The sequence below is a fragment of the Bordetella sp. BOR01 genome, assembly GCF_019218885.1.
Classification (GTDB): Bacteria; Pseudomonadota; Gammaproteobacteria; order Burkholderiales; family Burkholderiaceae_B; genus Bordetella_A.
Genome location: NZ_JAHUWT010000005.1, coordinates 101,262 through 128,226, shown reverse-complemented (window position 1 = coordinate 128,226; position 26,965 = coordinate 101,262). Strand labels below are relative to the sequence as shown.

Below are 26,965 nucleotides of genomic sequence, written 5' to 3'. Positions count from 1 at the left end.
CTCGGCCATCAGAACTGCGCCAGGCGCGCACGCTCAGTTGGCCGCCACCCCGGCGGCCTTCACCACCGACGCCCAGTGCGTCAGGCCATCGCTCACGATGCGCGCCAGTTCGGCGGGCGGCTGATAGCTGGCATAGGCGCCCAGCTCGTTGATCTGCGCGGCGAAACCGGGCGACTGCACGACAGTCTGCAAGGCCTGGGAAAGCTTGTCGCGCACCGCATCGGGCATGCCGGCCGGGCCGAACAACGAGAACCAGGCTTCCAGCGTGAACGCCGGCAAGCCCGCCTCGGCAGTGGTAGGCACGTCGGGCAGCATCGGATGGCGTTTCTTGCTGGTAATCGCCAGCGCGCGTATGGTGCCGGCCTTCAGGTGGCCAATGGCGCTGGGCGGCGTGGTGATGAATAGCTGCACGCGTCCCGCGATCAGGTCTTTCATGGCCGGCGCGGCGCCGTTGTACGGCACGTGCATGATGTCGGTGTCCGTCAGTTGCTTGAATTGTTCGGCGCCCAGGTGCTGGATGGACCCCACGCCCGACGAAGCGTAATTCAGCTTGCCCGGCTCTGCCTTGGCCTGGGCTATCAGCTGGCGCAGGGTTCGGGCAGGTGCATTCTTCGGCACCAGGATGACGTGCGGCCCCCGGAACACTTCGCCGATGGGGGTGAAGCTTTGCACCGGGTCCCACCCCTGGTTGGTGGACAGGGCCGGACTGCCGGTATGGAAACCTTCATACGAGAACAGCAGCGTATAGCCATCGGGTTCCGCGCGCGCCACCTGCGTGTAGGCGATATTGCCGCTGCCGCCAGGCCGGTTCTCTACCACCACGGTCTGGCCCAGGACGTCTTTCAGGTGCTGCCCCAGGACGCGGCCGGCAATATCCATGGTGCCGCCTGCCGCCACCGGCACCACCAGGGTGATGGGACGATCGGGGAAATCGGCGGCGCGTGCCGCGCCTCCCAGGCAAAAGAAAAGCGACAAGGCTGCGCAGGCCAGGCGGTTCATGGCTGTCTCCATGGATATCGGTATGGGTATCGCGGCAGCCGGCGGCGGCCGCGTGAGGCCATGCCATTATTCCGGCCAGGCGCAGCAATGCCGATGGCCGCACGCTTGTATCAGCTATGCCGTTTTGTTCTATCTGCCGATATCGCGGCAGGGCGCCGCATCAGCCTACCTGGATATGCAGCGGCAATTCGCTGCAGCGAATCGCATCGACCAGCACCGGCCGGATCTCGCCCAGCACGGCACGGCCGGCCTGGGTCAGCGGCTGGTTCAGCGAGGTGGCCACCATCAGGCGGGTTTCCAGGCGCGGCGACAAAGGAGTGGTCACCACCGAGCCCGCGCGGGCCTCGGCGGCCACCGCAGGCATGGCCAGCACGGTATGAGCCACGCCGGCCAGCACCACGTCTTTCATCAACGCCAGGGTATCGAGCTCGTAATCGGGTTCCAGCACCCGCCGCGCATGCGTGGCGGCGGCTTCCAGGGTGCGGCGCAGGCCATGCGTGCGGCTGGGCAGGGCCAGCGGCAGGCCGGCCAGCCGGGCGACCGGCACGCTGGCGCGTCCCAGGATGCCCGCTTCGCGCGCCCGCAAGGGGTGCGACACCAGGAACAGCCGCGCGCTGGCAAGATAGTCGACGGCGATGTGCCGCGAACGCCGGGCATCGTGCAAAATGGCCACGTCCAGCCGGCCATCGACCAGCCATTCGTGCACATAGCCGCTGTAGCCGGTCAGGAAATTGACCTTCACGCCGGGCGCGATGGCGCGCATGCGCTGCAGCAGCGGCAGGCCGATCAGCGACATCACGGTAGGTGTCAGGCCCACCGTGACCACGCCCGCCAGGGGTGTCGTGCCGGCCGCCAAGTCGGCCGCGGCCGCACTGAGCTGCTGCAGCAAGGGCCGGATGCGCTGCGCATAGACCTCGCCCTCGCGGGTCAGCGACACGCCGCGTCCGTGCCGGTAGAACAGCCGCGTGCCGCATGCCTCTTCCAGGCGCTGTACCTGGCGGCCCAAGGCGGGCTGCGCCACGCCGATGACACTGGCCGCACGCGAAAAGCTGCCGTGCTCGGCCACCGATAGAAAGTATTCCAGGCGCTTCAGGTCCACGGCCCATGGCCTCCATGGCAAGCACGGGCGGCCCATGCCCGGCCCGCATAGCTGATATAGACACCGCATCATTGATGCCGACGCGGCAGCCTACCAGAATACCGCCATGCCACCCACACCGCCGTCCTGGCGGCCCACTCTTCGCACGCACGCTCTCCGCATGAAGCACACCTCTGCGCACGCCCTGCTCAAACTCTTTCAAACCAACGGCCTGGACCGGGTCTTCCTGGTACCTGGCGAAAGTTACCTGGGTATCCTGGATGCCCTGGTGGACTTTCCCGATATCGATACCGTGGTCTGCCGCCACGAAGGCGGCGCGGGCTATATGGCGGTGGCCGACGGGCGCCTGACCGGCCGGCCCGGCGTCGTGATGGTCAGCCGCGGGCCCGGCGTCAGCAATGCCGCCATCGCCATCCACACCGCCCAGCAGGACGCCGTGCCGTTGATCGTGGTGGTGGGCCAGATCCCCAAGCGAGACCTGCGCCGTGAAGCCTTCCAGGAGATCGATTGCCAGAAAATGTTCGGCGACATTGCCAAGTGGGTATTCGAGCCCACCGACCCCGGCCAGTTGGCCGAAACGGCCTTCAAGGCGATACGCCTGGCCACCACGGGCACGCCCGGGCCGGTGGTGCTGGTGATACCGGAAGACATCCAGCAGCAAGAGGCCGCACAGCCCGCCTGGCGCGCCACGCCGCACGCCCCCACTCTGCCGTCGGCCCCGCAGCTGGATGCGGTGCGGCAGCGCCTGCGCCAGGCACGGCGGCCGTTGATCGTGGCAGGCGGCGCACTGGAACGGCCCGGCGGCCGCGAGGCGCTGCGCGCCTTCGCGCAGGCCTGGCACATCCCCGTGGCGGTCTCGTTCCGGCGCCATGACTTGTATCCCAATGACGATGTCTGGTATGCGGGCGAACTGGGCCTGTCCAATCCGCCCGCGCAGATCGAGGCTTTCCGGCGCAGCGACCTGATCCTGGCGCTGGGCACGCGGCTGGGCGATGTGCCCACGCAGGGCTATTCTTTCCCAGACCTGCCGCAGCCGGGCCAGCATCTATTGCACTGTTATCCGGATGATCATGTGGTGGGCCTGAACTTCGCGGCCGACCACGGCCTGGTGTGCGACCCGACGACGCTGCTCGAACAACTGGCCGCCGACGCCCTGCCCAGCCCCGACCGCGACCCCGAATGGGCTGCGGCGCTGCGCCGCCTGCACGCCCAGCGCGCCGCGTGGGTGACAGGCGAGCCCGCCGACGGTGTCGACTTCAACGTGGTGGTGCGCAGCCTTGCCGCCCATGCGCCCGACGATGCCATCGTCTGCCTGGACGCCGGCACCTTCGCCGCGCCGGTGTACCGCCATTTTCCGTTCCGCGGCACCCAGCGGCTGATGGCACCCCTGTCGGGCGCCATGGGCTACGGCACGCCGGCCGCCATTGCCAGCGCCCTGCGCCATCCTGGCCGCAAGACAGTCTGCCTGGTGGGCGACGGCGGCTTCCTGATGACCGGCAACGAAATGATCGCCGCCGTGCAGCGCCACCTGCCCATCCTGTTCATCGTGTCCAACAACGCCAGCTACGGCTCGATCCGTTTGCACCAGGAACGCTATTACCCCGGACGCATCAGCGGCACCACGCTGGCCAACCCCGACTTCCAGGCATTGGGGGCGGCCTTCGGTATCGCATCGAGCCGGATCGAACGCGCCGATCAGGTCGATGCGGCCATTGCCGACGGATTGCGCGCCACGGAACCGCGCCTGATCGAAGTACACAGCAGCCTGGCGGCGATGCTGCCAGGGCCCCGGCAGGCACCCGCCGATTGAGCAGTGCGCGCGGCGGACTGCCGCTACACTGCGGCAGTCCCATCCCTTGCAGAGCCGGCAATGCCTCATACCTTGTTGATCGAACGCACGCGCGGCGGCGCCGACGCCGCTGGCGACATCGTGGAATGCCAGCATTTCGGGTCGATTGCCGTGGTCGACCCAAGTGGCCAATTGGTCGCCAGCGCGGGCGACCCGCACGCGTTGACGTTTGCCCGCTCGGCCCTCAAGCCGTTCCAGGCGCTGCCCTTCATGCGTGGCGGCGGCGCCGCGCACTACGGCTTGCATAGCGAGCAACTGGCGCTGTTGTGCGCCAGCCATTCCGGCGAAAGCGAACATGTTGCGACGGTGGCAAGCATTCTGGACAAAGCCGGCTGCGGGCCGGCGCAATTGCAGTGCGGCTGCCACCTGCCGATCGCCTTCGGCATGCCCGGCGGCGCAGCAGCGCCGGCCGGCTTCGAGCCCACTACCCTGCACCACAATTGCTCTGGCAAGCATGCCGGGTTCCTGGCTTACTGCGCCCAGCATGGCTTGACGCTGCACGACTACTTGTCTGCGGACCATCCCCTGCAAGCCGCGGTGCGCAGCCAACTGGCGCAGGCCTGCGGCATCGCGGCCGACGCGCTGCGCGCAGGCATCGACGGGTGCTCGGCGCCGACCTATGCGCTGCCGCTATCCGCCCTGGCAACGGGTTATGCCAGGCTGGCCACGGCCCAGGCCGACGATGCCCTGCACCCGCTGTGCCAGGCCATGGTGGCGCATCCGTTCCTGGTGTCGGGCTCGGGGCGATCCGACCTGGCGCTGATGCGCGCCGCGCCGGACGAACTGGTGGCCAAGACCGGCGCCGACGGCGTCCAGGGAATGGGCCTGCGCAAAGCGGGCCTGGGCATCGCGGTAAAGGTGTCCGACGGCAACATGGCCACCGTGCATGCGGCGGCCATCGAGACCCTGCGGCAGCTTGGCGTCCCGGCCGCCCAGTCTGGCACCCTGCAGGCCTGGGCCCGGCCCGACATCCGCAATACGGCCGGCCTGCGCACCGGCCAGGTCCGGCCCGCTTTTGAACTGCGCCACCACTGATGGCGCGGCTGGCCTAGTTCCCCGCGGCGATATCGCCGTAGTCGAAAAACAGGTCGCCGATGGACGCGGGCCGGTTCTTCAAGGATCCGATCTCGTTCATGAACTGGGCGTACTTCATGACGTGCTCGGGAGTGGTCGTGTACTTGGTGGCGGGGTCATCCAGGATGCGCACCATGTCATCCACGCTGAAGGTCTTGCCCCCGCCCATGGATTCGATCAGCACCTGGGCAGCAGCGCGCTTGTCGGCCTTGATCATGTCCTGGGCCTGCTTCAGGGCGGCCACGAAGGCGGCGTAGACCTTGGGATTTTCCTTGGCGAAGCGGGTGGTGGTGGACACCATGGTGAAGGTCGTGGACCCGCCCATGACATCGTCGGAATTCATGATGGTGCGTATGCCCTGGGTGCCGAGCTCAAGCTGGGCCAGCGGCGGCGAAGCATAGTGCGCGGTGATATTGCTGCTGCCCGACAGCAGCGCGGCCGCCGCATCGGCATGCCCCATGGTGACCGTATACGGATCGAAGCGGAACGCCTGCTCTTTGCCATACTTCTGCACCGCGTACATCTGCATGATGATGGACGGAATCGACGACTTCACCGAAGTGACGGCGATCTTGTCGCCCTGCTTGAGGTCGTCGATGGACTTCAGGTGCGCGGCGCGGGTGTTCAGGTACATGGGCATGGAACTCATGGCCGCCACGCCCTTGACGTCGCTGCTGCCCTTGGTACGGTCCCACAGGATCAGGAATGACGGCGGCCCGGCCGAGACGAAATGCGCCGAACCCGACAGCAGCGCGTCGATCATGGCCGACGGGCCGCCCAGCTTGGCCCAGTCGACCGTGACCTTGATTCCGGCTTTTTCGGCCTGCTGCTCGATCAGCTTGTACTTCTGCATCATATGCAGCGGCAGGAATCCGAAGCCGCCGGCGCCCAATGGAATACGCAACTCGCTGACCTCGGCGCGCGCGGCCGGTGGCAAGGCCGCCGCAATGGCCAGCAAAAATAGGGCTGTGATTCTTTTCATGGTTTTCTCCTTGGGGTGCTGCCTGATTTTGGCCGGGCGCTATCCTGCCCCGGGAACTGCCAACGTCACCAGCTTGCGCACATCGTCGATATGCTCGAGCTGCCAGCATGCCGCGATCAGGGCCTCGACCTGTGTGGGGGGCAGCATGATGGCCTGGTCGCGGAACTTGTCTTCCAGTTGCGCGTCGCTCAGCGGCCGCTGCAAGTTGCCCAGCGAGTGTTCCAGCATCAGGCTGTGGGTCTTGCCGTCGTCCATCGACACTTCCACCTGCACGCTGTCTTCGGACATGGCGGGGTCGGCTTCGGCCTGCACGCGCTGGCGCACCTGGCGCATCAACGCATCGTTGACGGCTTCGTCGGTGAACTCGGCCAGGCCGGCCTTGCCCCGCACCAGGCCGATGGATGCCGCGTGATACACCGAGAACTTGCCTTCCAGGCCGGTAGCGATTTCCTTCTTGTCGCACAGGTCGCGCACCAGCGGCGCCACGCGCAGACGTACCGCGGCAATGCCGCGCGCATCGATCTGATGCGAACGGCGCAGCTGGATGCAGGCGTCGATGGTGGGATGAATGACGATGCCGCAAGGAAACGGCTTGTAGGTGTTCTGGTGGAAATGGTAGTGGCTGCCCAGGCCATCGGCGATGATGGCCAGGTCGTAGGCGGTCGACTCGACCGCCGCGAAGCCGCGCGGCCCTTCCAGCGCATGCCCGCCGGCGGTGAAGCCGCGCTGCGCCAGCAAGGCCGCCATGTAGCCGCTTTGGGCCGACCGGCCTGGGTGAAACGACTTGGCCATCGAGCCGAACATCTCGCGCAGCCCGGCCGACTGGGTGGCGGCCAGGCCGATGGCCCAGACCATTTGCTGCGCATCCAGGCCCAGCAGTTTGCCGATGGCGACGGCCGCGCCGAAGACGCCGATCGACCCGGTACTGTGCCAACCGGCGTCGTAATGCGCGGGATAGGTGGCATCGCCGATACGCGTAACGGTTTCGTAGCCCAGCGCGTACGCTAGTTCCAGGTCGGCACCGCGCACCGCATGCACGCTGGCATACGCGAACAGCGCCGAAGCCACCGGCGAGGTGGGATGGATGTAATTGCTGGGCGTGGTGTCGTCGTAGTCGTGCACGTGCGAACTGATGCCGTTGAGCAGCGAAGCCAGCAAGGGATCGGTCTGCTCGGCTCGGCCCAGCACGCGCGCGGTGGGCGCGCCGGCATAGGGCCCCAGTGCGGCCAGCGCGATGTCCATGGCTTCGTGCCGGCTGCCGCCCAGGGCACAGCCCATGAAGTTCACCAAGGCGCGCCGGGCCTCTTTGCGGGCATCGGCAGGAACATCTTCCAGCCGGGCAGCGACCACGTAGTCGGCCAACTGGCGCGTCAGATTGCGGGTATCGGTACCGCCCATGGCTGCTTGTCTCCGTGAAAGCCGATCTGGACGCCGGCTGGTGATGGCGCGCCGCCCGAAAAAGACGGCCCGGTACGGCGGATCATACGAATCCAAATTACGATCTGTCAATAATATTGTATGACGATATGGATTATTTCATGGCCATTGAATTCCTTGACACGTATATACGTATAAAAGTATATATAAACCATGGAATCCGCATTTGCCATCATCGCCGAGCCGAACCGCCGCGCCATCCTGAGCCTGCTGGCCTCATCCGAGCGGTCGGTGGGCGATATCGAAGCCCAGCTGGGCCTTGCGCAGCCCTCGATTTCGAAACACCTGCGGGTACTTCGAGAGGCTGGATTCGTAGAGTCGCGCGTTGATGCGCAGCGGCGCCTGTACCGGATCAAGCCTGAACCCCTGGCAGAGATCGATGCCTGGCTCGCTCCGTTCCGCCAATTCTGGCTGGGCCACATCGATGCGCTTGAACGCCACCTAGATCAAGCTGATGCCGTACCGCACCGTAAGGGTAAGAAAAATGCATGACCGCGACGAATATATGCCCGGCCCCGCCGCCGGCGCCGAAGTCCGCAAGGATGAAGAAAAATGGACGCTCATCGTCGTCCGCGAACTGCGCCATCCGCCAGAGAAAGTATGGCAAGCGCTGACCGATCCGGCCAGCCTGCGCGAGTGGGCGCCCTTCGATGCCGACCGCAGCCTCGGCTCGGTAGGTCCCGTCAGGCTCTCGACGGTGGGCACACCGGCGCCGCAAGTCTCGGATACGCAGGTGACGCGCGCCGAGGCACCGAGCCTGCTGGAATACTGCTGGGGCGACAATAAGCTGCGCTGGACGCTCGAACCGTTCGGCATTGGCACGCGCCTGACACTCTGGCACAACATCGACCGCGGCTTCATCGCGATGGGCGCGGCCGGCTGGCATATCTGCCTGGACGTGCTCGACCGGTTTCTGGCCGACGCCCCCATAGGGCGTATCGTCGGCGGCGACGCCATGAAGTTTGGCTGGCCGCGCCTGAATGCCGAGTATGCGCGGCAATTTGGAATCTGAACGGATCGCCACATGGAACTTGGAATACAGAATCGCAGCGCCCTGGTGTTCGGCGCCAGCCAGGGCATGGGCCGGGCCACCGCCCGCCGGCTGGCCCAGGAAGGCGCGCGCGTGGTGATTGCCGCGCGCACGCTCGACACCTTGCGCCAGGCAGCCGAAACGCTGTCTGCCGAAACCGGCCGGCAAGTGGATTATGTCGTGGCCGATATCACCACCGCCGCCGGCCACGACGCGGCGCTGGCCGCCTGCCCCGCGCCCGACATCCTGGTCACCAACGCCGATGGCTTCCCGCCCGGCGATTTCCGCGACTGGGACAAGGCCACCTGGCATGCGGCACTGGACGCCATGATGCTGGGCCCCATCGAGCTGATCCGGCGCGTGGTCGATGGCATGCAAGCACGCGGCTTCGGCCGCATCGTCAACATCGTGTCGCGCAGCGTGAAGGCCCCGCATGCGGAACTGGGCCTGTCCAACGGCGCCCGCGCCGGCCTGATCGGTTTCGTGGGCGGCCTGGCGCGCCAGACGATCCGCCACAACGTCACCATCAACAATGTGCTGCCCGGTGCGTTCGATACCGGCGCGCAACACCGCCACATCGAGAAACTGGCGCATACCACCGGCCGCTCGTACGACGACATCCGCCAGGCCCGCATGGCTGCCAATCCAGCGGGCCGCTTTGGCGAGGCCGACGAAGTCGGCGCCATGGTGGCCTACCTGGCCTCGGACCTGGCGGGCTACATCACCGGCCAGAGCTGGCTGATCGACGGCGGCGAATATCCCGGTACGTATTGAGGCCCCCCGAAGCGCTGCGCAAAACCGGCTCCACGCGTCCCCGGTCTGGCCGCACTGGCTTCATGCGACGCGGGTGCTGCGCGCGACATGAAACACTGACACCGCCCGTTCAGCGTGGCATGCGATGTTCGGTGACCGTACAGGGCTCGAGCACGGCGGCCGGAAATCGCCGACAATCTTGCCTGGGCCGCCCGCCTTCGAGGCGGTCCGCCTGAAAAAGATACGGAGACGAAGTTGGCTGTAACACGGACGGGCTGGTATTTCGGGTGGAATATCGTGGCGGCGGCCACCTTGCTGACCCTGCTGACAGTGGGCATGCGCATGGGAGTCGGGCCGTTCTTCCTGCCCATGGCGCAAGATCTGGGCTTCAGCCGCAGCCTGCTGTCGGGCATCGTGGCCATAGGCATGCTGTGCTACGGCCTGGGCATGCCCGTGGCGGGGATACTGGTGGCGCGCCGCGGCACCCGCTTCGTGCTGCTGCTGGGCACGGCCATCGTGGTGGCATCGATCATCTGGACGGTCAACGCGCGCGGCCCGGTCAGCTTCCTGCTGGCGTTCGGCGTGCTGCTGTCGGTAGGGCTGGCCTTCACCAGCCCTGTGGCCCTGACGCCCGTGCTGACGCAGTGGTTCACGCGCCGGCGCGGCATGGCGCTGTTTTTCCTGTCCACCGGGTCCATGGCGGGCATTGCGGTGCTGACGCCGGTACTGACCATTGCCGTCGAGTCCACGACCTGGCAAACCACTTTGCTGGGGTTCGCCGTGGTGTTCACGGTAATGACGGTGCCGATCGCCTTGTTCGTGATGCGCGACCAGGCGCCGCCGCACACCGACCTGACCCCCGAGCAGATTGCCGCCAAGCCGGCCGGCCGCCGCACGCCCTTGCCCGAAAGCCTGACGTTTCGCGCGGCCACCCGCACGGCGCCATTCTGGAAGATCACGCTGGGGCTGTTTGCCTGCGGCTTCAGCATGAACCTGCTGGGCACCCACGGCATGCCCATGTTGATGGACCACGGCTTCGATGCCACCACCAGTTCGCTGGGCATCGGGCTGATCGGCCTGGTGGCGATCTTCAGCACGCTGGTGATGGGCAGGGTGTCCGATGTGCTGCCGCGCCGCAAGATCCTGGCTTCCATCTACCTGATCCGCGGCCTGGGCTTCTTTGCCCTGATGGTCGTGGGCACGCACTGGGAACTGTATGTAGCCGCGGCCGTCGGCGGGGTGGTGTGGGCGGGCAGCATCGCCATGTCGTCGGCCATCCTGGCCGATGTGTATGGCGTGCGCCTGGTGGGTGTGCTGTACGGCTGCGCCTACCTGGGCCACCAGGTCGGCGCGATGATCAGTTCATGGCTGGGCGGCTGGGGGTTCGAGACCTTCGGCACGCACTGGGTGGCCTTCGGCAGCGCCGGCGTCATCCTGCTGCTGGCGGCCCTGCTCTCGCTGCGCCTGCCGGTGCAGGGCTACACCCTGATGGCGTCGCCCCGGATGGCGCACTGACGCCACCCCGGGTGGCAAAACCCGGCTCTCAGTCTTGCGGCGCATTGGCCCAGCGCCACAGCGTCGAACGGCTGATGCCCAGGCGCCGCGCCGCTTCCTGGCGGTTGCCGCCGCAAACTTGCAGGGCGTGCAGCGCGCGGGCCCGCAGCGATAGTCCGCCGGTCGTATCCTCGGCATGGCCAGCCTCGAACAGTTCGGGGCAATCGTGCCGCAGGGCATCGTGGTCGACGTCGGCCGATTGCTGGTACTGCAGCAAGAACACCGCCATGCGCTCGCTGATGTTTTCCAGTTCGCGCACGTTGCCGGGCCAGGCGTAGCGCTGCAGCCTGGGCAGCCACGGTGCGATCAGGCCGGCCGCCGCAAGCGGCGACCCCAACCGCCTGAGGCAGCGCGCCACCAGCGCTTGCATCAATGGCGCGATGTCGTCCGGCCGCTCGCGCAAGGCGGGCACTTCCAGCCGCAGCGTATTGATGCGGTAGTACAAGTCTTGCCGGAAACGCCGCTGCGCGATCATGTCTTGCAAGGGCTGGTGAGTGGCCGCGATGATACGCACATCGACCGGAATGGCCGCCGTGGCGCCCAGGCGGGTCACCTCGCGCTCTTGCAACACGCGCAGCAGCCGGCTTTGCAGCGGCAGCGGCATGTCGCCGATTTCGTCCAGGAACAAGGTGCCGGTGTGGGCCGCCTCGAACAGCCCGCGCTTGCCGCCGCGGCGCGAGCCTGTGAACGCGCCCTCTTCATGCCCGAACAGTTCGCTTTCCAGCAAGGATTCGGGAAACGACGCGCAATTCACCGCCACGAAGGGCCGGTCGGCACGCTGGCTTTCGTTATGGATCGCCTGCGCGAACAGTTCCTTGCCCACGCCGCTTTCACCGGCGATCAGCACCGTCAGGTCGGTCTGCGCATAGCGGCGCGCGGCCTGCACGGCACGCAGGAAGCGCGGGCTTGCGCCGATCAGTTCGGTAAAGCGGTACTTGGCCGTGTTCTGCCGGCGGCGCTGCTGCACCCGCAGGCTGGTGTCGGCCTCATGGATGCGGCCGGCATCGTACAAAGTCAGGGCCGCCCCCACGATGGTGCCGCGTTCACGGATCGGTGTGCGGTTGGCCACCCAGTCGCGCCCACCCAGGCGCTGCAGGCCGGCGCTTTCCGGCTGCCCGGTGTCCAGGGTGGCACGCAACGTCAGTTCGGGGCGCAATTGGTCCAGCGACTGCCCGATCAGCACCGCGGCGTCCTGGTCCAGCAGCCGCTGCATCGAGGGGTTCACGGCGATGATGCGATGATCGCGATCGACCGCCAGCACGGCGTCCTGCAAGCTGTGCAGTACCCCATTGAGCTGCTCGTAGCGCCCGGCTTCCAGGCGCGCGACGCGGGCCAGTTCGATAGCGTCCTCGAAACCCTTGCGCACGCTGGCCAGCGAATAAGCCAGCAGGCCATGCAGGCCCGCCTGCTCGGCCAGTTCCACGACCAGGCTGGACCCCACGATCACCTGGAAATTCTCGCGGCGCAGTTGCTCGAAGCGCTGGCGCGCGTCGTCCGGGGTCTGGTAGGCATGCTGCATGATCTCGATGTTCAGCAGGTCTTTGACGGCATCGAGTTCGGGAATGGTGCGGCCATACATTACGACGCCCACGCGGTCGGCAATGCGGCGCGCCTGGATCAGGGCCTGCAGGATGTCGAAGCCACCAAGCTGGATGGTGGCCACCGGAGCCTGCAGGCCGGCGCGCAGGATGCTGGCGTTGGACCCGGCGCTGACGAAGGCATCGACCAGGCCGCGGTCGATCCGGTCCTGGGCTATGGCCAGCGCGCCGCCGAAGGTGCCGTCTATCACCTCGATCTGGGCACGGCCGGTGTATTCGGCCACGACTGGCATGGCGAATTCGCGGATCTGGCGATAGCTCAGGAAGCACAGGCGGGGCAGGTCGGCACGGGCAGCAGGATCGGGGTAGGTCATGGGGGTGGGCGTATCAATGAAACCTATACATGTTTCATAAATGTCCCATGAAACACAAGCGCCTGCCACAGAAAAATAAATCCCATTAAATTCAATGCCTTGTGCGGCACCAAAAACTGGCATGAAGCTTGCATAGGGCTAAGCACCACGCAACGCTTTGCCGCAGGAGACTAGACTTGGCGCTCGAACACATTACCGTGCTGGACTTGACCCACATGCTGTCGGGACCTTACGGCACCATGCTGTTGGCCGACCTGGGTGCGCGCACCATCAAGGTCGAACCGCCGGGCAGCGGCGAAGGCACCCGCCGCCTGCTGGAACACGATCCCGATTATTCGCGCGACGGCATGGGAGCCTATTACCTGACGCTGAACCGCAACAAGCACAGCGTGTGCATCGACCTCAAGAGCGAGGCCGGCCTGGCCGTGTTCAAGGACCTGGTACGCAGCGCCGACGTCGTGTTCGACAACTTCAGCGTGGGCGTCACCCAGCGCCTGGGCATCGACTACGCCGCGCTGTCGGCGATCAACCCGCGCATCATCACGTGCTCGGTCACCGGCTTCGGCAGCACCGGCCCGGATACCCAGCGCCCTGCGTTCGACCAGGTGGTGCAGGCCATGGGCGGGGGCATGTCGATCACCGGCACGCCCGAACAAGGCCCCACCCGCAGCGGCATTCCCATCGGCGACCTGGGCGGCGGCCTGTTCGGCGCCATGGGCGTGCTGGCGGCGCTGGCCGAGCGCGAACGCACGGCGCACGGCCAGCATGTGGATGTATCGATGCTGGATGCGCAGATCTCGCTGCTGAACTACATGGCCACCATGCACTTGATGTCGGATATCGTGCCGGCAGGTATCGGCAATGGCCATTTCGTGCATGTGCCGTACAACAGCTACCCGACCGCCGACGGCCACATTATCGTGGCCTGCATCGGCGACGCCTTCTGGAAGCGCTTCCTGGACTGCATCGAGCTGCCGGCCTTGCGCAAGCCCGAATATGACCAGCAGCCCGGCCGCTATGCCGCCAAGACCGAGATCGACACGATCGTCAGTGCCGAACTGTGCACCCGGCCGACCGCCCACTGGCTGGAAAAACTGTCGGCCGCGCGCATCCCGTGCGGTCCGGTGAACAATTTCCGCCAGGCCCTGGCCGACCCCCAGGTACGCGCCCGCGACATGGTGGTCGAGGTTGAACTGAAATCGGGCGCGGCCGTACAGATGCCGGGCAACCCGATCAAGCTGTCGGCCGCCGAATCGCGGCGCTTTGGCAGCCCCCCCGAACTGGGCGAGCATACCAATACCGTGCTGGGCGCCCTGCCCGGCTACGGCACCGACAAGCTGGCCGCCTTGCGCAACGCCGGCGCAATCGCCTGAACCCGGAGCGCGCCATGACCCAGGATAGGCTCATCATTACCGACGTCGCGCCGCGCGACGGCCTGCAGAACCAGCGGGTATCGGTGCCCACCGAGGCCAAGCTGGAACTGATCCGGCTGTTGCATGCCGCCGGCGTAGCCAGTATCGAAGCCACCAGCTTCGTGTCGCCCAAGGCGGTGCCGCAGATGGCCGACGCCGCCGAACTCATGGCTCAGGTCCACCGGCTGCTGCCGGCGCTGCGCGCCTCGGCCCTGGTGCCCAACCAAAAGGGGCTGGAACGCGCGCATGCGGCCGGCGTGCGCGAAGTGGCGGTGGTGCTTTCCGCCACCGAGACCATGAACCTGAAGAACATCAACATGGACCTGGCACGCGCCACCACGGTTTGCGAACAGACATTGCGCGCCGCCGGGCAACTGGGGCTGCGCACGCGCGCCTACGTGGCGGTGGCATTCGATTGCCCATTCGAGGGGCCGACCGCCCTGGACACGGTGGTGCAGCTGGCCCTGCGCATGGAACAGGCCGGCGCCCAAGAGATCGTGATCGCCGATACCATAGGCTCGGCTTCGCCGGGCATGGTCAAGACGCACTTCGACGTGCTGGGGCAAGCCTTGCCGGTGCACAAGCTGGCCGCGCATTTCCACGATACGCGCGGCATGGCCACGGCCAATGCCTGGGCCGCCATCCAGGCGGGCGTGCGGCGCTTCGATGCCAGTGCCGGCGGTATTGGCGGCTGCCCTTTCGCGCCCGGCGCCGCGGGCAATGCGGCCACCGAAGACCTGGTTCTGATGGCCGAACGCAGCGGCCTGGCCACCGATATTTCATTGCCTGGCTTGCTGCGGGCAGTAGCCTATGCCGAATCGCGGCTGGGCAGAGAACTGGGCGGACGCAGCAGTGCATGGCTGCGCCGCCAGTATGCCGATCGCGACCACGCGACGGCAGCCACTTGAGCACGCACAGGCTGCAAGCTCGATCCGACACAACAACAAGGAGACTTCCCCATGCATATGCCCCACCTTTCCCGTCGCGCCCGCGCCGTGCTGCGCGCCGCGCTGGCGCCGCTATGCGCCGTGCTGGCCATGGCCGGCCCGGCCGCGCAGGCCGCCGAGTCCGCACAGCAATATCCGTCGCGCCCCATACGCCTGATCGTGCCGTTCGCGCCGGGCGGGGTCACCGACACCGGCGCGCGCCTGGTGGCCGACCGGCTGGGCCAGCGCCTGGGACAGCAAGTGATCGTCGACAACAAGCCGGGCGCCTCGGGCAATATCGGCACCCAGATGGCCGCCCAGGCCGAGCCGGACGGCTACACACTGGTGGTGGGCTTCGACGGCACGCTGGTCATCAACCCGCACGTGCATCGCAATATTCCGTTCGATACCCTGAAAGACCTGGCACCGGTCAGCAAGATCGGCGATGCCGCCCTGATCATCGTGGCCAACCCGGCCGTGCCGGCCAATACGCTGCAAGAACTGATCGCCTATTCCAAAACCCAACCCAACGGCGTGTCGTACGGCAGCGCCGGGGTGGGCAGCACGCCCCACCTGGCCGGCGAGTTGCTGCGCCAGCGTACCGGCATCAAGCTGGTGCACATTCCGTACAAGGGCGGCGGCCAGGCCATGGCCGACGTGGTAGGCGGCAACCTGCCCCTGCTATATACGGCCGTGGCCGGCGCATACCCGTATGTGCAGCGCAAGCAGATCAAGGCCATCGCCGTCAGCACCGAATCGCGCCTGGCCTCGCTGCCGGACGTGCCCACCGTGTCCGAATCGGGTGTACCCGGCTTCGTCTCCAATTCGTGGATCGGCATCCTGGCACCGGCCGGCACACCCGACGAAATCGTGGCCAGGCTGCAGCGCGAGATTCATGCCGTGGTGCATGCCCCCGACATTGAAGAGCGCCTGGCCGGGCTGGGCATCACCGCATCGGGCAATACCCCGGCCGAATTCCGCCAGCAGATCGCCAGCGACCTGGACATGTACAAGGACATCGTCAAGAAGGCGAATATCAGCGCCGACTGACGATGCGGCCAGCCGCGGGTCAGGCCGGGGCGGCGGCCGGCAGCATCCGCGGCCCGCGCGGAGTGCGGATATGTGCCTGCAAATACGGAACCGCGTCGGCCGGCAGCGCATGGATCTCGACCGGGCCGGCGAAGGCGATGGCCTCGAGCGTGGCGCGGATGCCGGCCGGATCCGGATGGAAGAGATGCAGCGCCTGCAGGGTGCAGCCCAGGTCATCCAGCCTGGTGGCGGGATGCGGCGAAGCGTCCCATTGAATCAAGGTGGGCGCGACCCCGTCGCCGGGCAGGCTGCCGTCGGCCGGGATGGTAATGCGCCAGGACAGCGCGCCGCGCGTCATGGGCTCGACCTGGCCGGCCTGTCCGCCGCAAGCCTTGCTGGCTGCGGCGATGTCGTCGGTGCGCGCCACCCAGGTTGCCAGCCGTGGGGCTGAGTCTGCCGCCAAGCGATCCAGTTCGAACCAGCGCGGGCGTTGCGGCGGCGGCGCGGCCGGATCGGGCGCGATCACTTCCAGGTAGATGGATTCGCCCAAACGCAGCAGTAGATTATGCGTGCCCATGCGGGGATGTGCGCCGCCCGGCTGCGGGCGTACTCCCAGGGTGTGTTCGATGTAATCGGCACCGATGGCCAGGCTGGGGGCAGCCACGGCAAGGTGATCGAGCAGGGTTTGCATGCGAGCCTCAGGGTGTCAACATGATCTGGTCTGCCGCAATGGCTTCAATGCGCGGGCCGAAACTGGATATGGCCGGCAAGGTCATGTTGTGGTGCGTGCGAATCGCCGCTGCACCGGCATGCGGCTTGTCGTGGGTGGTGTGCGCGTCGGCTACCAGCACCACGTCATAGCCCCGCGCTGCGGCTTGCCGCACGGTGGTGTCGACGCAGAACTCGGTGGCGTACCCGCAGATCGCGACGCGCGACACCTGCAGTTGCTTCAGCAGTGCATCGAGCCCGGTGCGCAAGAAGGAATCGGGCGTGGTCTTGCCCACCACGTGGTCTACGGGCAGGCGCTCGAGCGCGCCGAACAATTGCCAGCCTTCGGAGCCGCGCGCCAGTTCGCCGCCAGGCGCGTCATGCTGGATATGGATGACGGCAACGCCTTCGCGGCGGGCCCGCGCCGCCAGGGCATTGATGCGCGCCACGATCGCATCGGCATCGGCAGGCCTGGGCTGCGGACCAAACAGCGCTTCCTGCACATCGACAATCAACAGCGCGCACGACATGACGGCCTCCGAAAGCAGCCAGTCTACTCACTACATTGCCGCACACACAAGATGCCTGCCTCTGCCACTCAGGCAACTACCCCACCTTACGCTCCCGCCCAGTCCAATAAGCATCCCGTAACGGCTTCCGAGCCAATTTCCCGTTGGCATTCTTCGGCAGTTCGTCCACGATATCGATGCTGCGCGGCTTCTTGAAGTCGGCCAGGTGCTTGCGGCAATGCGCCAGCAACTCATCCTGCCCTGCCTGCGCGCCAGGCTTGAGCACCAGCACCGCCTTGACCGCCTCGCCCCACTTGTCGTCGGGAATACCGAATACGCAAGCCTCGTACACATCCGGGTGCTGATACAGCGCCTGCTCGACCTCGGTGGGGTACACATTGAAGCCGCCGGTGATGATCATGTCTTTCTTGCGATCGACGATATAGATGAAGCCTTCGTCGTCCATGCGCGCCAAGTCGCCGGTGTGCAGCCAACCGTCGCGCAACGCCTGTGCCGACAGCTCGGGCTCGCCCCAATAGCCGGCGAACACATCGGGGCCGCGCACCTTGATCTCGCCCACCTCGCCGGCTGCCACGGCCTGCCCGTTTTCATCGGCCAGGCAAAGCTCGCCCTCGCCGAACAGCCGACCGCAGGATGACAGCCTGGCGGGGCACGAAGCCAGCGCATGCGCGTGGTCGGCCGTGCTCAACAGCGCCAGCCCGCCCGTGGTCTCGCCCGTGCCATAACCCTGGCTGAGCTTGGGGCCCAGGGCTTCCCAGGCTTCGCGGATGCGGGCCGGCGCCATGGGCGCACCGCCATAGGATATTTGCCGCAATGCGCTCAAGTCGTAACGATGCAGGCTGGGCTCGGCGATCAGCATATTAACCATGGTGGGCACCATGAAGCTGAACGCCGCGCGGTGATGCTGGGCGGATGCCAGGAAGGCTTCGGGATCGAAACGATCGTGCAGCAAGATGGTGCCGCCCTGGAACAGGAACGGCTGCATGAACATGCCGCTGGCATGCGTGATCGGCCCGGCCAGCGCCAGCACTTCGCCCGGATTGGCACGCATGCGGCCCATGACCACCTTGCGCAGCGATGCCATGCGGTTGCCCACCGTCTGCATGGCCGCCTTGAGCTTGCCGGTCGATCCCGAGGTGAAATGCAGCACCGCCAAGTCGCTTTCGGCCATGTCGATGCCGGGATTGTGATCGGCCCCCGCGGCAATGAACGCTTCATACGGGCGCCAGCCTTCGATTCCGTCGCTGCCCGTCACGATCAGGTGCCGCACGGTCTCGAGTTCGCCCTGGATGGACGCCGCGCCTTCGCTGTGGGCCGGGTCTACGATGAACACGTTGGCCTGGGCGTTATTGACCGTATCGACGACTTCCCGGTTGGACAAGCGCGCGTTCAGCGCCACCTTGACCAGGCCAGCCTTGTACAGCGCGCATTCCAGCTCGATGATCTCGGGGCAGTTCCAGGCCTGCACGGCGACGCGGTCGCCCTTGGCCAGGCCCAGGCCAAGCAGCGCGTTGGCCAGGCGGTTGGAACGCGTGTCCAACTGGCCGAAACTGATGATGCGATCGCCGTGGATAATGGCGGGCCGGTCGCGCCAATAAGCCGCATTGCGGCTGGTATATCGTCCTTGATTCATCGGATGCCTCCTTCGTTTCCATAGCACGATGGTGAGGCAGCGCGGGGCCGGCGGGATAACCCGGGCGCGATTTTCCATACCGCGCCGTTATCGTGCTGGTTCATACCGCATGGTTATCAAGATGCGCGGATACGGCATCGCCCGCCGGATGGGCGCGGGTTAAATCTAGGGCCAGTCAACACGACAAGAAGCCACGACAGGCGCCCACAGCCTGCTGGCGTGTTCATAGGAGACATCCATGCACCTACGCGATTTTCGCCCCTGGCTGGCCTCGGCCGCCATCACGCTGGGCCTGGCAGCGCTCGCGCCCGCGCCGGCCCGGGCAGGCAACTACCCCGACCGGCCGATACGCCTGGTAGTGCCCTTCACCGCCGGCGGGCAGTTCGACTACATCGCCCGCCTGGTCGCCGACCCGCTGGGCCGCGAGCTGGGGCAGAACATCATTGTTGAAAACGTGGGCGGCGGCGGCGGCAGCATCGGCGGCGCCAAGGTCGCGAATGCCCCCGCCGATGGCTACACCTTGCTGGAATACGGCGGCAATTTCCCCATCGCCAAGCACCTGACGCCGAACCTGTCGTTCGACCCCATCGCCGACCTGGTGCCCGTGGCGGGCATCAGCCTGTCGCCGCATGTGATACTGGTCAACAGCAGCCTGCCCATCCACAATATGGCCGAGCTGGTGGCGTACTCCAAGGCGCATCCAGGCAAGCTCAGCTACGGCAGTCCGGGCGTGGGCTCGTCCATGCACCTGACCTTCGAGGCGGTAAAGCAGCATTTCGGCATCGATGCACTGCATGTGCCGTATCGCGGCGGCAGCAACATGATCAACGACCTGGCCGGCGGGCAGGTCGGTATGGGCATCATTGCGGTCGCCCCCGCCATGGCCTTCATCGAGGGCGGCAAGGTGCGGGCCATAGCCGTCACCAGCGCCGAACGGGCCAGTTCGCTGCCGCAGGTGCCCACCGTGGCCGAGGCCGGCTATCCCGGCTTTGAAAGCGGCAGTTGGGGCGGTATCGCCGTACCCAAGGGCACGCCGCCCGAAATCGTCGAGCGCCTGAACCAGGCCCTGGTCAAGGTCGTGAACCAGCCCGATGTGAAGAAGGCGCTGCAATCCCAGTCATTCAAGCCCATCGCAGGAACGCAGGCACAATTCCGGCAATTGATCGATGAAGAATCGAACCGCTACGGCCCGTTGATCAAAAAGCTGGGGCTCAGCACCAACTGATCGCCTCAGCGCCCGCGCGGCGTGCTCACCCGGGCGCGTTCTCGCAGGATCTCGATCAGGCGCTGCGCCAAGGGCGACTGGTAACTGCCGTGGCGCGTCATGATGCCGATCTCGCGGTGCCAGGTGGCGTCCTCCAGCGGCACGATGGCCAGGCCCTTGCCCGCCTCGGAGCGCAGCGTGATCTCGCTGATCACGGTCAGCAGGTCGGTGCTGTGCAAGATGCTGACCAGGCTGGATACCGATGAATTGGATTCGATCACGATCTCGGGCGACGGCGCGCCCCGCTGCTCGAAGCGCGTCTGCAACCAGCGCCGTGACGCCACTTGCAGGCCAGGCAGCATCCAGCCGTAGCCGACCAGGTGGTCGAAGCGGATTTTCGCGCGATCGAACACCGGATGCCCCTGCCGCGCCGCCACGAACAGGCTGTCGCGAAACAACGGGATACGGTCGAACTCGGCCGGCGCCGCCGAATCGTGCAGCGAACTGATAGAAAAATCCAGGTCGCCCTGGCGCAACGCCGGAATCAGCGCATCGTTGAGCGACACCATCACATTGATCTTGGCCGCCGGCCGCTGGGCCATCAGGTCGATACACGCCTGGTTGAATACCGGCTCGACCAGCAGCGGGGTCACGCCCACGCGCACCAGCCCGATGCTGCCGCGATGCAAATCGCCCGCCTCGCGCAGCGCCTCGTCCAGTTCGCGCCTGGCCTGCAGGCTGCGCTGGTAGAACGCCCTGCCCGGCATGGTCAGCTCCATGCCCTTGGGCGTGCGCACGAACAACTGCAGCTTGAGCTCGTCTTCCAGGCGGCGGATGCCTTTGGTCAGGGCAGGTTGGCTGATACCCATGCCATCGGCGGCGCGCCCCACATGGCCGGTACGCGCCACGGCCAGGAAATAATCCAGATCTTCGAGCCTCATTGATTCCGCCTGGTTATCAAGACCAAAGAAAAGATAATTGCGAAGAAGGTGGAAGCTGTCAAGCTGAGGGCTGCACAAGGAGACACCATGGCCCAAGACAGCCCTGCGCTGGCCGCATTGCGCGACCGCCTGCATCATTACCTGCACGACGAATTGCTGCCCCTGGAACGCAAGCTGGGCCTGGGGTACGAAGATGAGTTCTCGCGCGACCTGGTCAAGTCGATCTGGCAACGCTCGCGCGAACTAGGCCTGTACGGGTTGCAATTGCCCAAGGAAATCGGCGGCCAGGCGCTGCCGTATCGCGATCTGTGCGTATTGAAAGACGACGCTGCCGCGTCCGGCGCGATTCTGTTTCCGCATGTGCTGGGCGACTGGGGCGGGCCGTCGCGCATCGGCAACCTGGTTCGCTATGCCACGCCCTACCAGCTCGAACGCTACATCATGCCGGTGGTCAACGCCGAGCGCGGCGCGTGCTTCGCGATGACCGAGCCGCAATCGGGCTCGGACGCCACCAGCCTGCGCACGCTGGCCGTGGAAGACGGCGACGACTACGTGATCACGGGCGTGAAGCACTACATCACCGCGTCGATATTCGCCGACTTTGCTGTCACGCTGTGCGTCACCGACCCGGACAAGGGCGCCGATGGCATCTCGGCCATTCTGATCGACCTGGATCAGCCCGGCGTTCGCCTGCTGCATGACTGCGTTCCCATGACGGGCCAGTACGTGGACGCCGATATCGTGCTGGACCAGGTGCGCGTGCCGAAGAAGAACCTGATCGGCCAGCCCGGCCAAGGATTTCGCATCGCCATGAACCGGGTCAGCGTGAACCGGCTGCTGCACTGCCCCACCATGATCGGTCTGGCCCGGCAGGCGTTCCGGATGGCCGTGGACTACGCCAAGACGCGCCAGCAATTCGGCGGCCCGATCAGCCGTTTCCAGGCCATCCAGCACATGCTGGCCGACATGGCGGCCGCGCTGTACGCGTGCGAGCAAATGGTGTTGGGCGCCGCCGAACGCGCCGATGCCGGTGACGACGTGCGCACCCTGGCTGCCATGTGCAAGCTGTTCGTCTCCGAGCGCTGCTTCGAGATCGCCGACAAGGCCATGCAGATCCACGGCAACGTAGGCGTCACCAAAAACCATCCCGTGGAATTCATCTTCCGCCGGCTGCGGCTGTACCGCATCGTGACGGGCACCAGCGAGATACAGCGCAATACGATTGCGAAAGGAGTACTGGCCTGAAGCGGTCGCGGGTATAGTGGATGCCCGCCCCAAGCACCGCTGGACGCCATGACACCACCGTATGCTTTATTCGACGCCGCCGCGCTGGAAAAACTTGCCGACCTGATCGACAGGATGATGCATACCTCGCGCGGCAAAGACTTGCATTCAGACGACATCGGACGCCGCATCGACCGCCTGCAGCGCGGTTCCAGCATAGGGATGATAGGCCTGGCCCTGGTCGCGGCGCTACTGGCCATGGTGCAGAAGTGGATGACAGCGCCACCGGGTTGGCTGGGTTCGATAATCTTCGTGCTGGCGATGCTGATCGTCCTGATCAGCATAGGCAGCCTGGCCGCCATGCTGTACTTTCTTTGCAAAACGCTATGGCAGCATCGCAAGCAACCGGACCAGGCCATCTTCGCGCACATCCGGGCCGACCTGCATGGCGATGCCCTTTACCTGGCCGAGCTGTCGCGCCTGCCTCGGCCGATACTGGAATACGCGCTGCTGCAGTATCAGCACCATACCGACGACCTCGGCAAGCGTGTTGCCTTGCTGGCCGGCGACATCACCAGGATCGGCCTGTTTCCCGGCATCCTGGCGCTATCCGTGTCCGCGTTGAAACTGGCGGAAAGCCAAGCCAACCTGTGGTTCTGGACGCCGTTGATCCTGGCAGGCTGCTTCTACCTGCTCGCGTTCGCCGTCATCGCCCCGAGCAGGCGCGCGCAGGTGATCCGGCTGCTGCAGTATGCGATCGACCATGCGCCCGCCCCCGGGGCCGTGCCGCCCGGACAAATTGCGGGCGCCGGGAAGGCGGTGTCGGACACGCAAGGTGCCTGACACCCGGCCGGCTCAAGACACAACAGACACGGGCACAAGCCGCTAGATATGCAGCGCGTGGCCTAGCGCGCGCAGGGCTGCTTCCTGTACGGCTTCGCCCAAGGTGGGATGGGCATGGATGGTGCCGGCCACGTCTTCCAGCCGCGCGCCCATTTCCAGCGACTGCGAGAACGCCGCCGCCAGTTCGGACACCCCCTTGCCCACCGCCTGCCACCCGACGACCAGATGATTGTCGCGGCGAGCCACCACGCGCACGAAGCCATCAGTGGATTCCAGCGTCATGGCCCGTCCGTTGGCGGCGAACGGAAACGCCGCTACCAGGCAGTCCAGCCCGGCGGCCTGCGCCTGGGGCGGCGCCAGGCCAGCCGTCACGATTTCCGGATCGGTAAAACACACCGCCGGAATCGACGCGGGCGTGAACCGGCGGCGCTGGCCGGCCACCAGTTCGGCCACCATCTCGCCCTGAGCCATGGCCCGGTGGGCCAGCATGGGCTCGCCCGCGATATCGCCAATAGCCCAGACATTGCGCATCGATGTGCGGCACTGGTCGTCGATGCGCAGGGCATTGCCGGCGCGGTCCAGTTGCAGGTTTTCCAGGCCCCAGCCCAGGGTGCGGGGCCGTCGCCCGATGGCCAGCAAGACCTGGTCGGCCGGCAATACGGCTTCGGCGCCGGAGGCATCCTGCACGCGCACGGCGTCGCCGGCCGCATTCAGCCCCAGCACCTTGCGTCCCAGGTATAGCTCGACACCCATGCGCGCCAGGGCGGCCGCCACCGGCTTGGTCAATTCGGCATCGTAGGTGGGCAGGATGCGGTCCTGCGCCTCGACCACGGTAACCTGGGCGCCCAGCTTGCGATACACCGTGCCCAGCTCCAGTCCGATATAGCCGCCGCCCACCACCACCAGGCGGCCCGGGATGGCCGAAGGCGACAAAGCTTCGGTAGACGAAATCACCTTGCCGCCGAATGGCATGGACGCCAAGGGCATGGGTTCGGATCCGGCTGCCAGCAGCAGGTGTTCGCACTGGATGCGCTGCGTGCCTTGCCCGGTATCGACCTCGACGGTCTTGCCGTCAAGCACGCGCGCCCAGCCGCGCACCAACTGCACGCCGTTCTTCTTCAGCAGGGCCGCCACGCCGCTGGTCAGCCGGCCGACGATACCGTCTTTCCATGCCACCGTCTTGGCGATGTCGATGGCCGGCGCCTGCACGGAAATGCCCAGCGGCGACGTGCCGGCGTAATCGTGCGCGCGTTCGTACTCGTGGGCGGCGTGGATCAAGGCCTTGGACGGAATGCAGCCGATGTTCAGGCAAGTGCCGCCCGGCTGCCGGCCTTCGACCACGATAGTGGACACGCCCAACTGGCCGGCGCGGATGGCCGCCACATAGCCGCCGGGCCCGCCGCCTATTATCAACAGGGTGGTGCTGCGGGTGTCGCTCATGGCGTCTCCACGAAAAGCAGCGCGGGCTGTTCCAGCAGCGCACGCACCGCCTGGATGAATTGCGCCGCATCCATGCCATCGACCACGCGGTGATCGAACGACGAGGACAGGTTCATCAGCTTGCGGGCCATCACCGCGCCCTGGTGGATAGCCGGCCGCTCGACGATGCGGTTCACGCCCACGATGCCGACTTCGGGGTGATTGATCACCGGCGTGCTGACGATGCCGCCCAGCGCGCCCAGGCTGGTCAGGGTGATGGTGGACCCACTTAACGCATCGCGCTCGGCCTTGCCGCTGCGCACGGCCTGCGCCAAGCGCGCGATCTCTGCGGCCAGCGACCAGATGTCGCGCGTCTCGGCGTGGCGCACTACCGGCACGATCAGCCCGGCATCGGTCTGCGTGGCCACGCCCAGGTGCACCGCGCCGTAGCGGGTGACCACGCCGGCCTCGTCGTCATAGCGCGCGTTGATCTGCGGGAAATCGCGCAGCGCGATCACCATGGCACGCGCCAGCAAAGGCAGCAGCGTCAACTTGCCACGCGACGTGCCGAACTTGCGATTGAGCTGCACGCGCAGGCCTTCCAGCTCGGTGACATCGATTTCCTCGACATAGCTGAAATGCGGAATGCGGCGCTTGGATTCCTGCATTTTTTGCGCGATCTTGCGGCGCAGGCCCACCACCGGCACTTGCTGTTCGTCGTGGCGTTCGCTGTATCCGGACCGGGCGGCGGGCACGGCGGCACCTTGCCCTTGCACATGGGCATCGAGGTCTTCGTGCAGGATGCGGCCGGCAGGGCCGCGGCCCTGCACGAAACGCAGTTCGATGCCCATGTCCCAGGCGCGCTTGCGCACGGCGGGCGACGCCAGAGGCCGCTCGCCGGGCTGGCGCACCGGCGCCGGCGTGGCGGTGGCGGTAACGGGCTCAGCGGCGGCCCGGGTACTGGATTCGGCATGGGCCTGGCCTTCAGGTTTGGACGCGGGCGTTGCCGGCGCCGGCGCGGGCGCGGGCGCGGGCGCTGGCGCGGCCGGCTCGGCCTGGCCTCCCGCTGTTTCCGGGCTGGGGCGCGCGGGCGCGGCGTCGGCGCGGGCGTTGCCGGCGCCCTCGACTTCCAGCCGGATGAGCTCGCTGCCCACGGCCATGACATCGCCCACGTTGCCACCCAGCGCCACCACCTTGCCCACCACCGGCGAGGGGATCTCGACGGTGGCCTTGTCTGTCATCACGTCGGCCAGTGGCTGGTCGTCGGCCACCGTATCGCCCACGCTTACATGCCAGCCCACCAGTTCGACTTCGGCAATGCCTTCGCCGATGTCGGGCATCTTGATGATGTGGATTCCCATGTCATGCCTCCATCACGCGTTGGAAGGCCGCGCCCACGCGGACCGGTCCGGGAAAATACGCCCATTCCTGCGCATGCGGGTAGGGCGTGTCCCAGCCGGTCACGCGTTCGATGGGCGCTTCCAGGTGGTGGAAGCAATGTTCCTGCACCAGCGCTATCAGCTCGGCGCCAAAGCCGCAGGTGCGCGTGGCTTCGTGCACCACTACGCAACGCCCGGTCTTGCGCACCGAGTTGACGATGGTGTCCAGGTCCAGCGGCCACAGGCTGCGCAGGTCGATGACCTCGGCATCCAGGCCGGTTTCCTGGGCGGCGGCCAGCGACACGTGCACCGTGGTGCCGTAGGTCAGCACGGTCAGCGCGTCGCCTGGGCGCACGATGGCGGCCGATTCCAGCGGCACGGTGTAGTAGCCGGTGGGCACCTGGCTGCCCGGGTGCTTGTTCCAGGGCGTGACGGGCCTGTCGTGGTGGCCGTCGAACGGGCCGTTGTACAGGCGCTTGGGTTCCAGGAAGATGACCGGATCGTCGCTTTCGATGGCGGCGATCAGCAAGCCCTTGGCATCGTACGGATTGGATGGCAGCACCGTGCGCAAGCCGCAAACCTGGGTGAACATGGCCTCGGGACTCTGGCTGTGGGTCTGCCCGCCGTAGATGCCGCCGCCGCAAGGCATGCGGATGGTCATGGGCGCGATGAACTCGCCCGCCGATCGATAACGCAGCCGCGCGGCTTCCGACACGATCTGGTCGGACGCGGGATAGAAGTAATCGGCGAACTGGATCTCGCAAACCGGCCGCAGGCCGTATGCCCCCATGCCCACCGCCACGCCCACGATGCCGCCCTCGGAAATCGGCGCATCGAATACGCGCGAGGTACCGTACTTGGCCTGCAGGCCTTCGGTACAGCGGAATACGCCGCCGAAATAACCGACGTCCTGGCCGAACACCACGACGTTGTTGTCGCGTTCCAGCATCACGTCCATGGCCGAACGCAATGCCTGGATCATGGTCATCGACGCGGTCGCCGGACCGCCGTTCTTTTCGTCAGCCATG

24 protein-coding genes are annotated in these 26,965 nt (G+C 66.4%); 12 read left to right on the top strand and 12 right to left on the bottom strand.

Annotated elements, in window-relative coordinates; genetic code table 11:
• Positions 1-33 precede the first annotated feature (33 nt).
• Both KW845_RS25960 and KW845_RS25955 read right to left on the bottom strand, forming a co-directional pair.
• Positions 34-999, bottom strand: coding sequence for a tripartite tricarboxylate transporter substrate binding protein (locus KW845_RS25960; protein ID WP_255592960.1), 966 nt, complete (start codon positions 997-999; stop codon positions 34-36).
• A 160-nt stretch (positions 1,000-1,159) separates the two neighbouring features.
• Positions 1,160-2,098 carry a LysR family transcriptional regulator gene (locus tag KW845_RS25955; RefSeq protein WP_218372290.1) on the bottom strand — a complete coding sequence of 313 codons (939 nt, stop codon included), beginning with the start codon at positions 2,096-2,098 and terminating at the stop codon, positions 1,160-1,162.
• Between the two features lie 160 nt (positions 2,099-2,258).
• On the opposite strand from KW845_RS25955, the gene KW845_RS25950 reads away from it, so the two are divergent.
• Together KW845_RS25950 and KW845_RS25945 are read left to right on the top strand one after the other, a co-directional pair.
• Positions 2,259-3,908: a thiamine pyrophosphate-binding protein gene (locus KW845_RS25950; RefSeq protein ID WP_218372289.1), complete on the top strand. Its 1,650-nt coding sequence runs from the start codon at positions 2,259-2,261 to the stop codon at positions 3,906-3,908.
• 60 nt (positions 3,909-3,968) lie between these two features.
• Entirely contained in the window at positions 3,969-4,982 is a 1,014-nt protein-coding gene (locus tag KW845_RS25945) for an asparaginase (RefSeq protein WP_218372288.1), read from the top strand.
• Between the two features lie 13 nt (positions 4,983-4,995).
• Here the strand turns inward: KW845_RS25945 and KW845_RS25940 are convergent, their stop codons facing one another.
• Together KW845_RS25940 and KW845_RS25935 are read right to left on the bottom strand one after the other, a co-directional pair.
• A complete protein-coding gene (locus KW845_RS25940; protein ID WP_218372287.1) occupies positions 4,996-6,003 on the bottom strand; it encodes an ABC transporter substrate-binding protein in 1,008 nt (335 codons plus the stop codon).
• Between the two features lie 39 nt (positions 6,004-6,042).
• Positions 6,043-7,401, bottom strand: coding sequence for an MmgE/PrpD family protein (locus tag KW845_RS25935; RefSeq protein ID WP_218372286.1), 1,359 nt, complete (start codon positions 7,399-7,401; stop codon positions 6,043-6,045).
• Between the two features lie 192 nt (positions 7,402-7,593).
• On the opposite strand from KW845_RS25935, the gene KW845_RS25930 reads away from it, so the two are divergent.
• The 4 genes from KW845_RS25930 (at position 7,594) to KW845_RS25915 (ending at position 10,738) form a co-directional block, all read left to right on the top strand.
• Positions 7,594-7,932, top strand: coding sequence for a helix-turn-helix transcriptional regulator (locus KW845_RS25930; RefSeq protein ID WP_218372285.1), 339 nt, complete (start codon positions 7,594-7,596; stop codon positions 7,930-7,932).
• The gene (locus KW845_RS25925) at positions 7,925-8,452 is read left to right on the top strand and encodes an SRPBCC family protein (protein WP_218372284.1); all 528 of its coding nucleotides are present in this window, start codon (positions 7,925-7,927) and stop codon (positions 8,450-8,452) included. Before KW845_RS25930 ends, KW845_RS25925 begins: the two co-directional genes overlap by 8 nt.
• A gap of 12 nt (positions 8,453-8,464) precedes the next feature.
• Positions 8,465-9,244, top strand: coding sequence for an SDR family oxidoreductase (locus KW845_RS25920; RefSeq protein WP_218372283.1), 780 nt, complete (start codon positions 8,465-8,467; stop codon positions 9,242-9,244).
• 234 nt (positions 9,245-9,478) lie between these two features.
• On the top strand, positions 9,479-10,738 hold the full coding sequence (locus tag KW845_RS25915) for an MFS transporter (protein ID WP_218372282.1): 1,260 nt from the start codon (positions 9,479-9,481) through the stop codon (positions 10,736-10,738).
• A gap of 28 nt (positions 10,739-10,766) precedes the next feature.
• On the opposite strand, the gene prpR is transcribed toward KW845_RS25915, so the two are convergent.
• Positions 10,767-12,689 carry a propionate catabolism operon regulatory protein PrpR gene (gene prpR, locus KW845_RS25910; protein WP_218372281.1) on the bottom strand — a complete coding sequence of 641 codons (1,923 nt, stop codon included), beginning with the start codon at positions 12,687-12,689 and terminating at the stop codon, positions 10,767-10,769.
• A 176-nt stretch (positions 12,690-12,865) separates the two neighbouring features.
• Here prpR and KW845_RS25905 point away from each other — a divergent pair, with 176 nt between their 5' ends.
• The 3 genes from KW845_RS25905 to KW845_RS25895 are packed head-to-tail and all read left to right on the top strand — an operon-like array spanning position 12,866 to position 16,077.
• Positions 12,866-14,062 carry a CaiB/BaiF CoA-transferase family protein gene (locus KW845_RS25905; RefSeq protein ID WP_218372280.1) on the top strand — a complete coding sequence of 399 codons (1,197 nt, stop codon included), beginning with the start codon at positions 12,866-12,868 and terminating at the stop codon, positions 14,060-14,062.
• Positions 14,063-14,076: 14 nt separating this feature from the next.
• The gene (locus KW845_RS25900; RefSeq protein ID WP_218372279.1) at positions 14,077-15,009 is read left to right on the top strand and encodes a hydroxymethylglutaryl-CoA lyase; all 933 of its coding nucleotides are present in this window, start codon (positions 14,077-14,079) and stop codon (positions 15,007-15,009) included.
• Between the two features lie 51 nt (positions 15,010-15,060).
• A complete protein-coding gene (locus tag KW845_RS25895) occupies positions 15,061-16,077 on the top strand; it encodes a tripartite tricarboxylate transporter substrate binding protein (protein ID WP_218372278.1) in 1,017 nt (338 codons plus the stop codon).
• Positions 16,078-16,096: 19 nt separating this feature from the next.
• Here KW845_RS25895 and KW845_RS25890 read toward each other — a convergent pair whose 3' ends face one another.
• The 3 genes from KW845_RS25890 to KW845_RS25880 form a co-directional block, all read right to left on the bottom strand.
• Positions 16,097-16,747: a VOC family protein gene (locus KW845_RS25890; protein ID WP_218372277.1), complete on the bottom strand. Its 651-nt coding sequence runs from the start codon at positions 16,745-16,747 to the stop codon at positions 16,097-16,099.
• A gap of 7 nt (positions 16,748-16,754) precedes the next feature.
• On the bottom strand, positions 16,755-17,294 hold the full coding sequence (locus tag KW845_RS25885) for a cysteine hydrolase family protein (RefSeq protein WP_218372276.1): 540 nt from the start codon (positions 17,292-17,294) through the stop codon (positions 16,755-16,757).
• A gap of 76 nt (positions 17,295-17,370) precedes the next feature.
• Positions 17,371-18,927 carry an AMP-binding protein gene (locus KW845_RS25880; protein ID WP_218372275.1) on the bottom strand — a complete coding sequence of 519 codons (1,557 nt, stop codon included), beginning with the start codon at positions 18,925-18,927 and terminating at the stop codon, positions 17,371-17,373.
• Positions 18,928-19,165: 238 nt separating this feature from the next.
• On the opposite strand from KW845_RS25880, the gene KW845_RS25875 reads away from it, so the two are divergent.
• Positions 19,166-20,152, top strand: a complete 987-nt coding sequence (locus KW845_RS25875) for a tripartite tricarboxylate transporter substrate binding protein (protein ID WP_218372274.1) — start codon at positions 19,166-19,168, stop codon at positions 20,150-20,152.
• A 5-nt stretch (positions 20,153-20,157) separates the two neighbouring features.
• On the opposite strand, the gene KW845_RS25870 is transcribed toward KW845_RS25875, so the two are convergent.
• Complete coding sequence (locus KW845_RS25870; protein WP_218372273.1) at positions 20,158-21,072, bottom strand: LysR family transcriptional regulator; 915 nt, start codon at positions 21,070-21,072, stop codon at positions 20,158-20,160.
• Positions 21,073-21,159: 87 nt separating this feature from the next.
• Between KW845_RS25870 and KW845_RS25865 the strand changes: the two genes are divergently transcribed.
• Together KW845_RS25865 and KW845_RS25860 are read left to right on the top strand one after the other, a co-directional pair.
• Positions 21,160-22,317, top strand: a complete 1,158-nt coding sequence (locus KW845_RS25865) for an acyl-CoA dehydrogenase family protein (protein WP_218372272.1) — start codon at positions 21,160-21,162, stop codon at positions 22,315-22,317.
• A 48-nt stretch (positions 22,318-22,365) separates the two neighbouring features.
• Complete coding sequence (locus tag KW845_RS25860) at positions 22,366-23,139, top strand: hypothetical protein (RefSeq protein WP_218372271.1); 774 nt, start codon at positions 22,366-22,368, stop codon at positions 23,137-23,139.
• A gap of 42 nt (positions 23,140-23,181) precedes the next feature.
• On the opposite strand, the gene lpdA is transcribed toward KW845_RS25860, so the two are convergent.
• From lpdA to KW845_RS25845, 3 genes are read right to left on the bottom strand one after another with little or no spacing between them, the layout of a single operon-like run.
• Positions 23,182-24,579 (bottom strand): dihydrolipoyl dehydrogenase, encoded by a 1,398-nt coding sequence (gene lpdA / locus KW845_RS25855; protein WP_218372270.1) that lies wholly within the window; start codon positions 24,577-24,579, stop codon positions 23,182-23,184.
• The gene (locus tag KW845_RS25850) at positions 24,576-25,919 is read right to left on the bottom strand and encodes a dihydrolipoamide acetyltransferase family protein (RefSeq protein ID WP_218372269.1); all 1,344 of its coding nucleotides are present in this window, start codon (positions 25,917-25,919) and stop codon (positions 24,576-24,578) included. The genes lpdA and KW845_RS25850 overlap by 4 nt, the downstream gene beginning before the upstream one ends.
• Position 25,920: 1 nt before the next feature.
• Positions 25,921-26,964, bottom strand: a complete 1,044-nt coding sequence (locus KW845_RS25845; protein WP_218372268.1) for an alpha-ketoacid dehydrogenase subunit beta — start codon at positions 26,962-26,964, stop codon at positions 25,921-25,923.
• Position 26,965: the final 1 nt, after the last annotated feature.

Bases quoted from the DNA above. Each gene is read 5' to 3' on its own strand.
- KW845_RS25945 (WP_218372288.1), top strand. From the start codon at position 3,969: ATGCCTCATACCTTGTTGATCGAACGCACGCGCGGCGGCGCCGACGCC.
- KW845_RS25885 (WP_218372276.1), bottom strand. From the start codon at position 17,294: ATGTCGTGCGCGCTGTTGATTGTCGATGTGCAGGAAGCGCTGTTTGGT.
- KW845_RS25940 (WP_218372287.1), bottom strand. From the start codon at position 6,003: ATGAAAAGAATCACAGCCCTATTTTTGCTGGCCATTGCGGCGGCCTTG.
- KW845_RS25890 (WP_218372277.1), bottom strand. From the start codon at position 16,747: ATGCAAACCCTGCTCGATCACCTTGCCGTGGCTGCCCCCAGCCTGGCC.
- KW845_RS25935 (WP_218372286.1), bottom strand. From the start codon at position 7,401: ATGGGCGGTACCGATACCCGCAATCTGACGCGCCAGTTGGCCGACTAC.
- lpdA (WP_218372270.1), bottom strand. From the start codon at position 24,579: ATGAGCGACACCCGCAGCACCACCCTGTTGATAATAGGCGGCGGGCCC.
- KW845_RS25870 (WP_218372273.1), bottom strand. From the start codon at position 21,072: ATGAGGCTCGAAGATCTGGATTATTTCCTGGCCGTGGCGCGTACCGGC.
- prpR (WP_218372281.1), bottom strand. From the start codon at position 12,689: ATGACCTACCCCGATCCTGCTGCCCGTGCCGACCTGCCCCGCCTGTGC.
- KW845_RS25960 (WP_255592960.1), bottom strand. From the start codon at position 999: ATGAACCGCCTGGCCTGCGCAGCCTTGTCGCTTTTCTTTTGCCTGGGA.
- KW845_RS25880 (WP_218372275.1), bottom strand. From the start codon at position 18,927: ATGAATCAAGGACGATATACCAGCCGCAATGCGGCTTATTGGCGCGAC.
- KW845_RS25850 (WP_218372269.1), bottom strand. From the start codon at position 25,919: ATGGGAATCCACATCATCAAGATGCCCGACATCGGCGAAGGCATTGCC.
- KW845_RS25895 (WP_218372278.1), top strand. From the start codon at position 15,061: ATGCATATGCCCCACCTTTCCCGTCGCGCCCGCGCCGTGCTGCGCGCC.
- KW845_RS25875 (WP_218372274.1), top strand. From the start codon at position 19,166: ATGCACCTACGCGATTTTCGCCCCTGGCTGGCCTCGGCCGCCATCACG.
- KW845_RS25865 (WP_218372272.1), top strand. From the start codon at position 21,160: ATGGCCCAAGACAGCCCTGCGCTGGCCGCATTGCGCGACCGCCTGCAT.
- KW845_RS25925 (WP_218372284.1), top strand. From the start codon at position 7,925: ATGCATGACCGCGACGAATATATGCCCGGCCCCGCCGCCGGCGCCGAA.
- KW845_RS25920 (WP_218372283.1), top strand. From the start codon at position 8,465: ATGGAACTTGGAATACAGAATCGCAGCGCCCTGGTGTTCGGCGCCAGC.
- KW845_RS25950 (WP_218372289.1), top strand. From the start codon at position 2,259: ATGAAGCACACCTCTGCGCACGCCCTGCTCAAACTCTTTCAAACCAAC.
- KW845_RS25930 (WP_218372285.1), top strand. From the start codon at position 7,594: ATGGAATCCGCATTTGCCATCATCGCCGAGCCGAACCGCCGCGCCATC.
- KW845_RS25860 (WP_218372271.1), top strand. From the start codon at position 22,366: ATGACACCACCGTATGCTTTATTCGACGCCGCCGCGCTGGAAAAACTT.
- KW845_RS25900 (WP_218372279.1), top strand. From the start codon at position 14,077: ATGACCCAGGATAGGCTCATCATTACCGACGTCGCGCCGCGCGACGGC.
- KW845_RS25845 (WP_218372268.1), bottom strand. From the start codon at position 26,964: ATGGCTGACGAAAAGAACGGCGGTCCGGCGACCGCGTCGATGACCATG.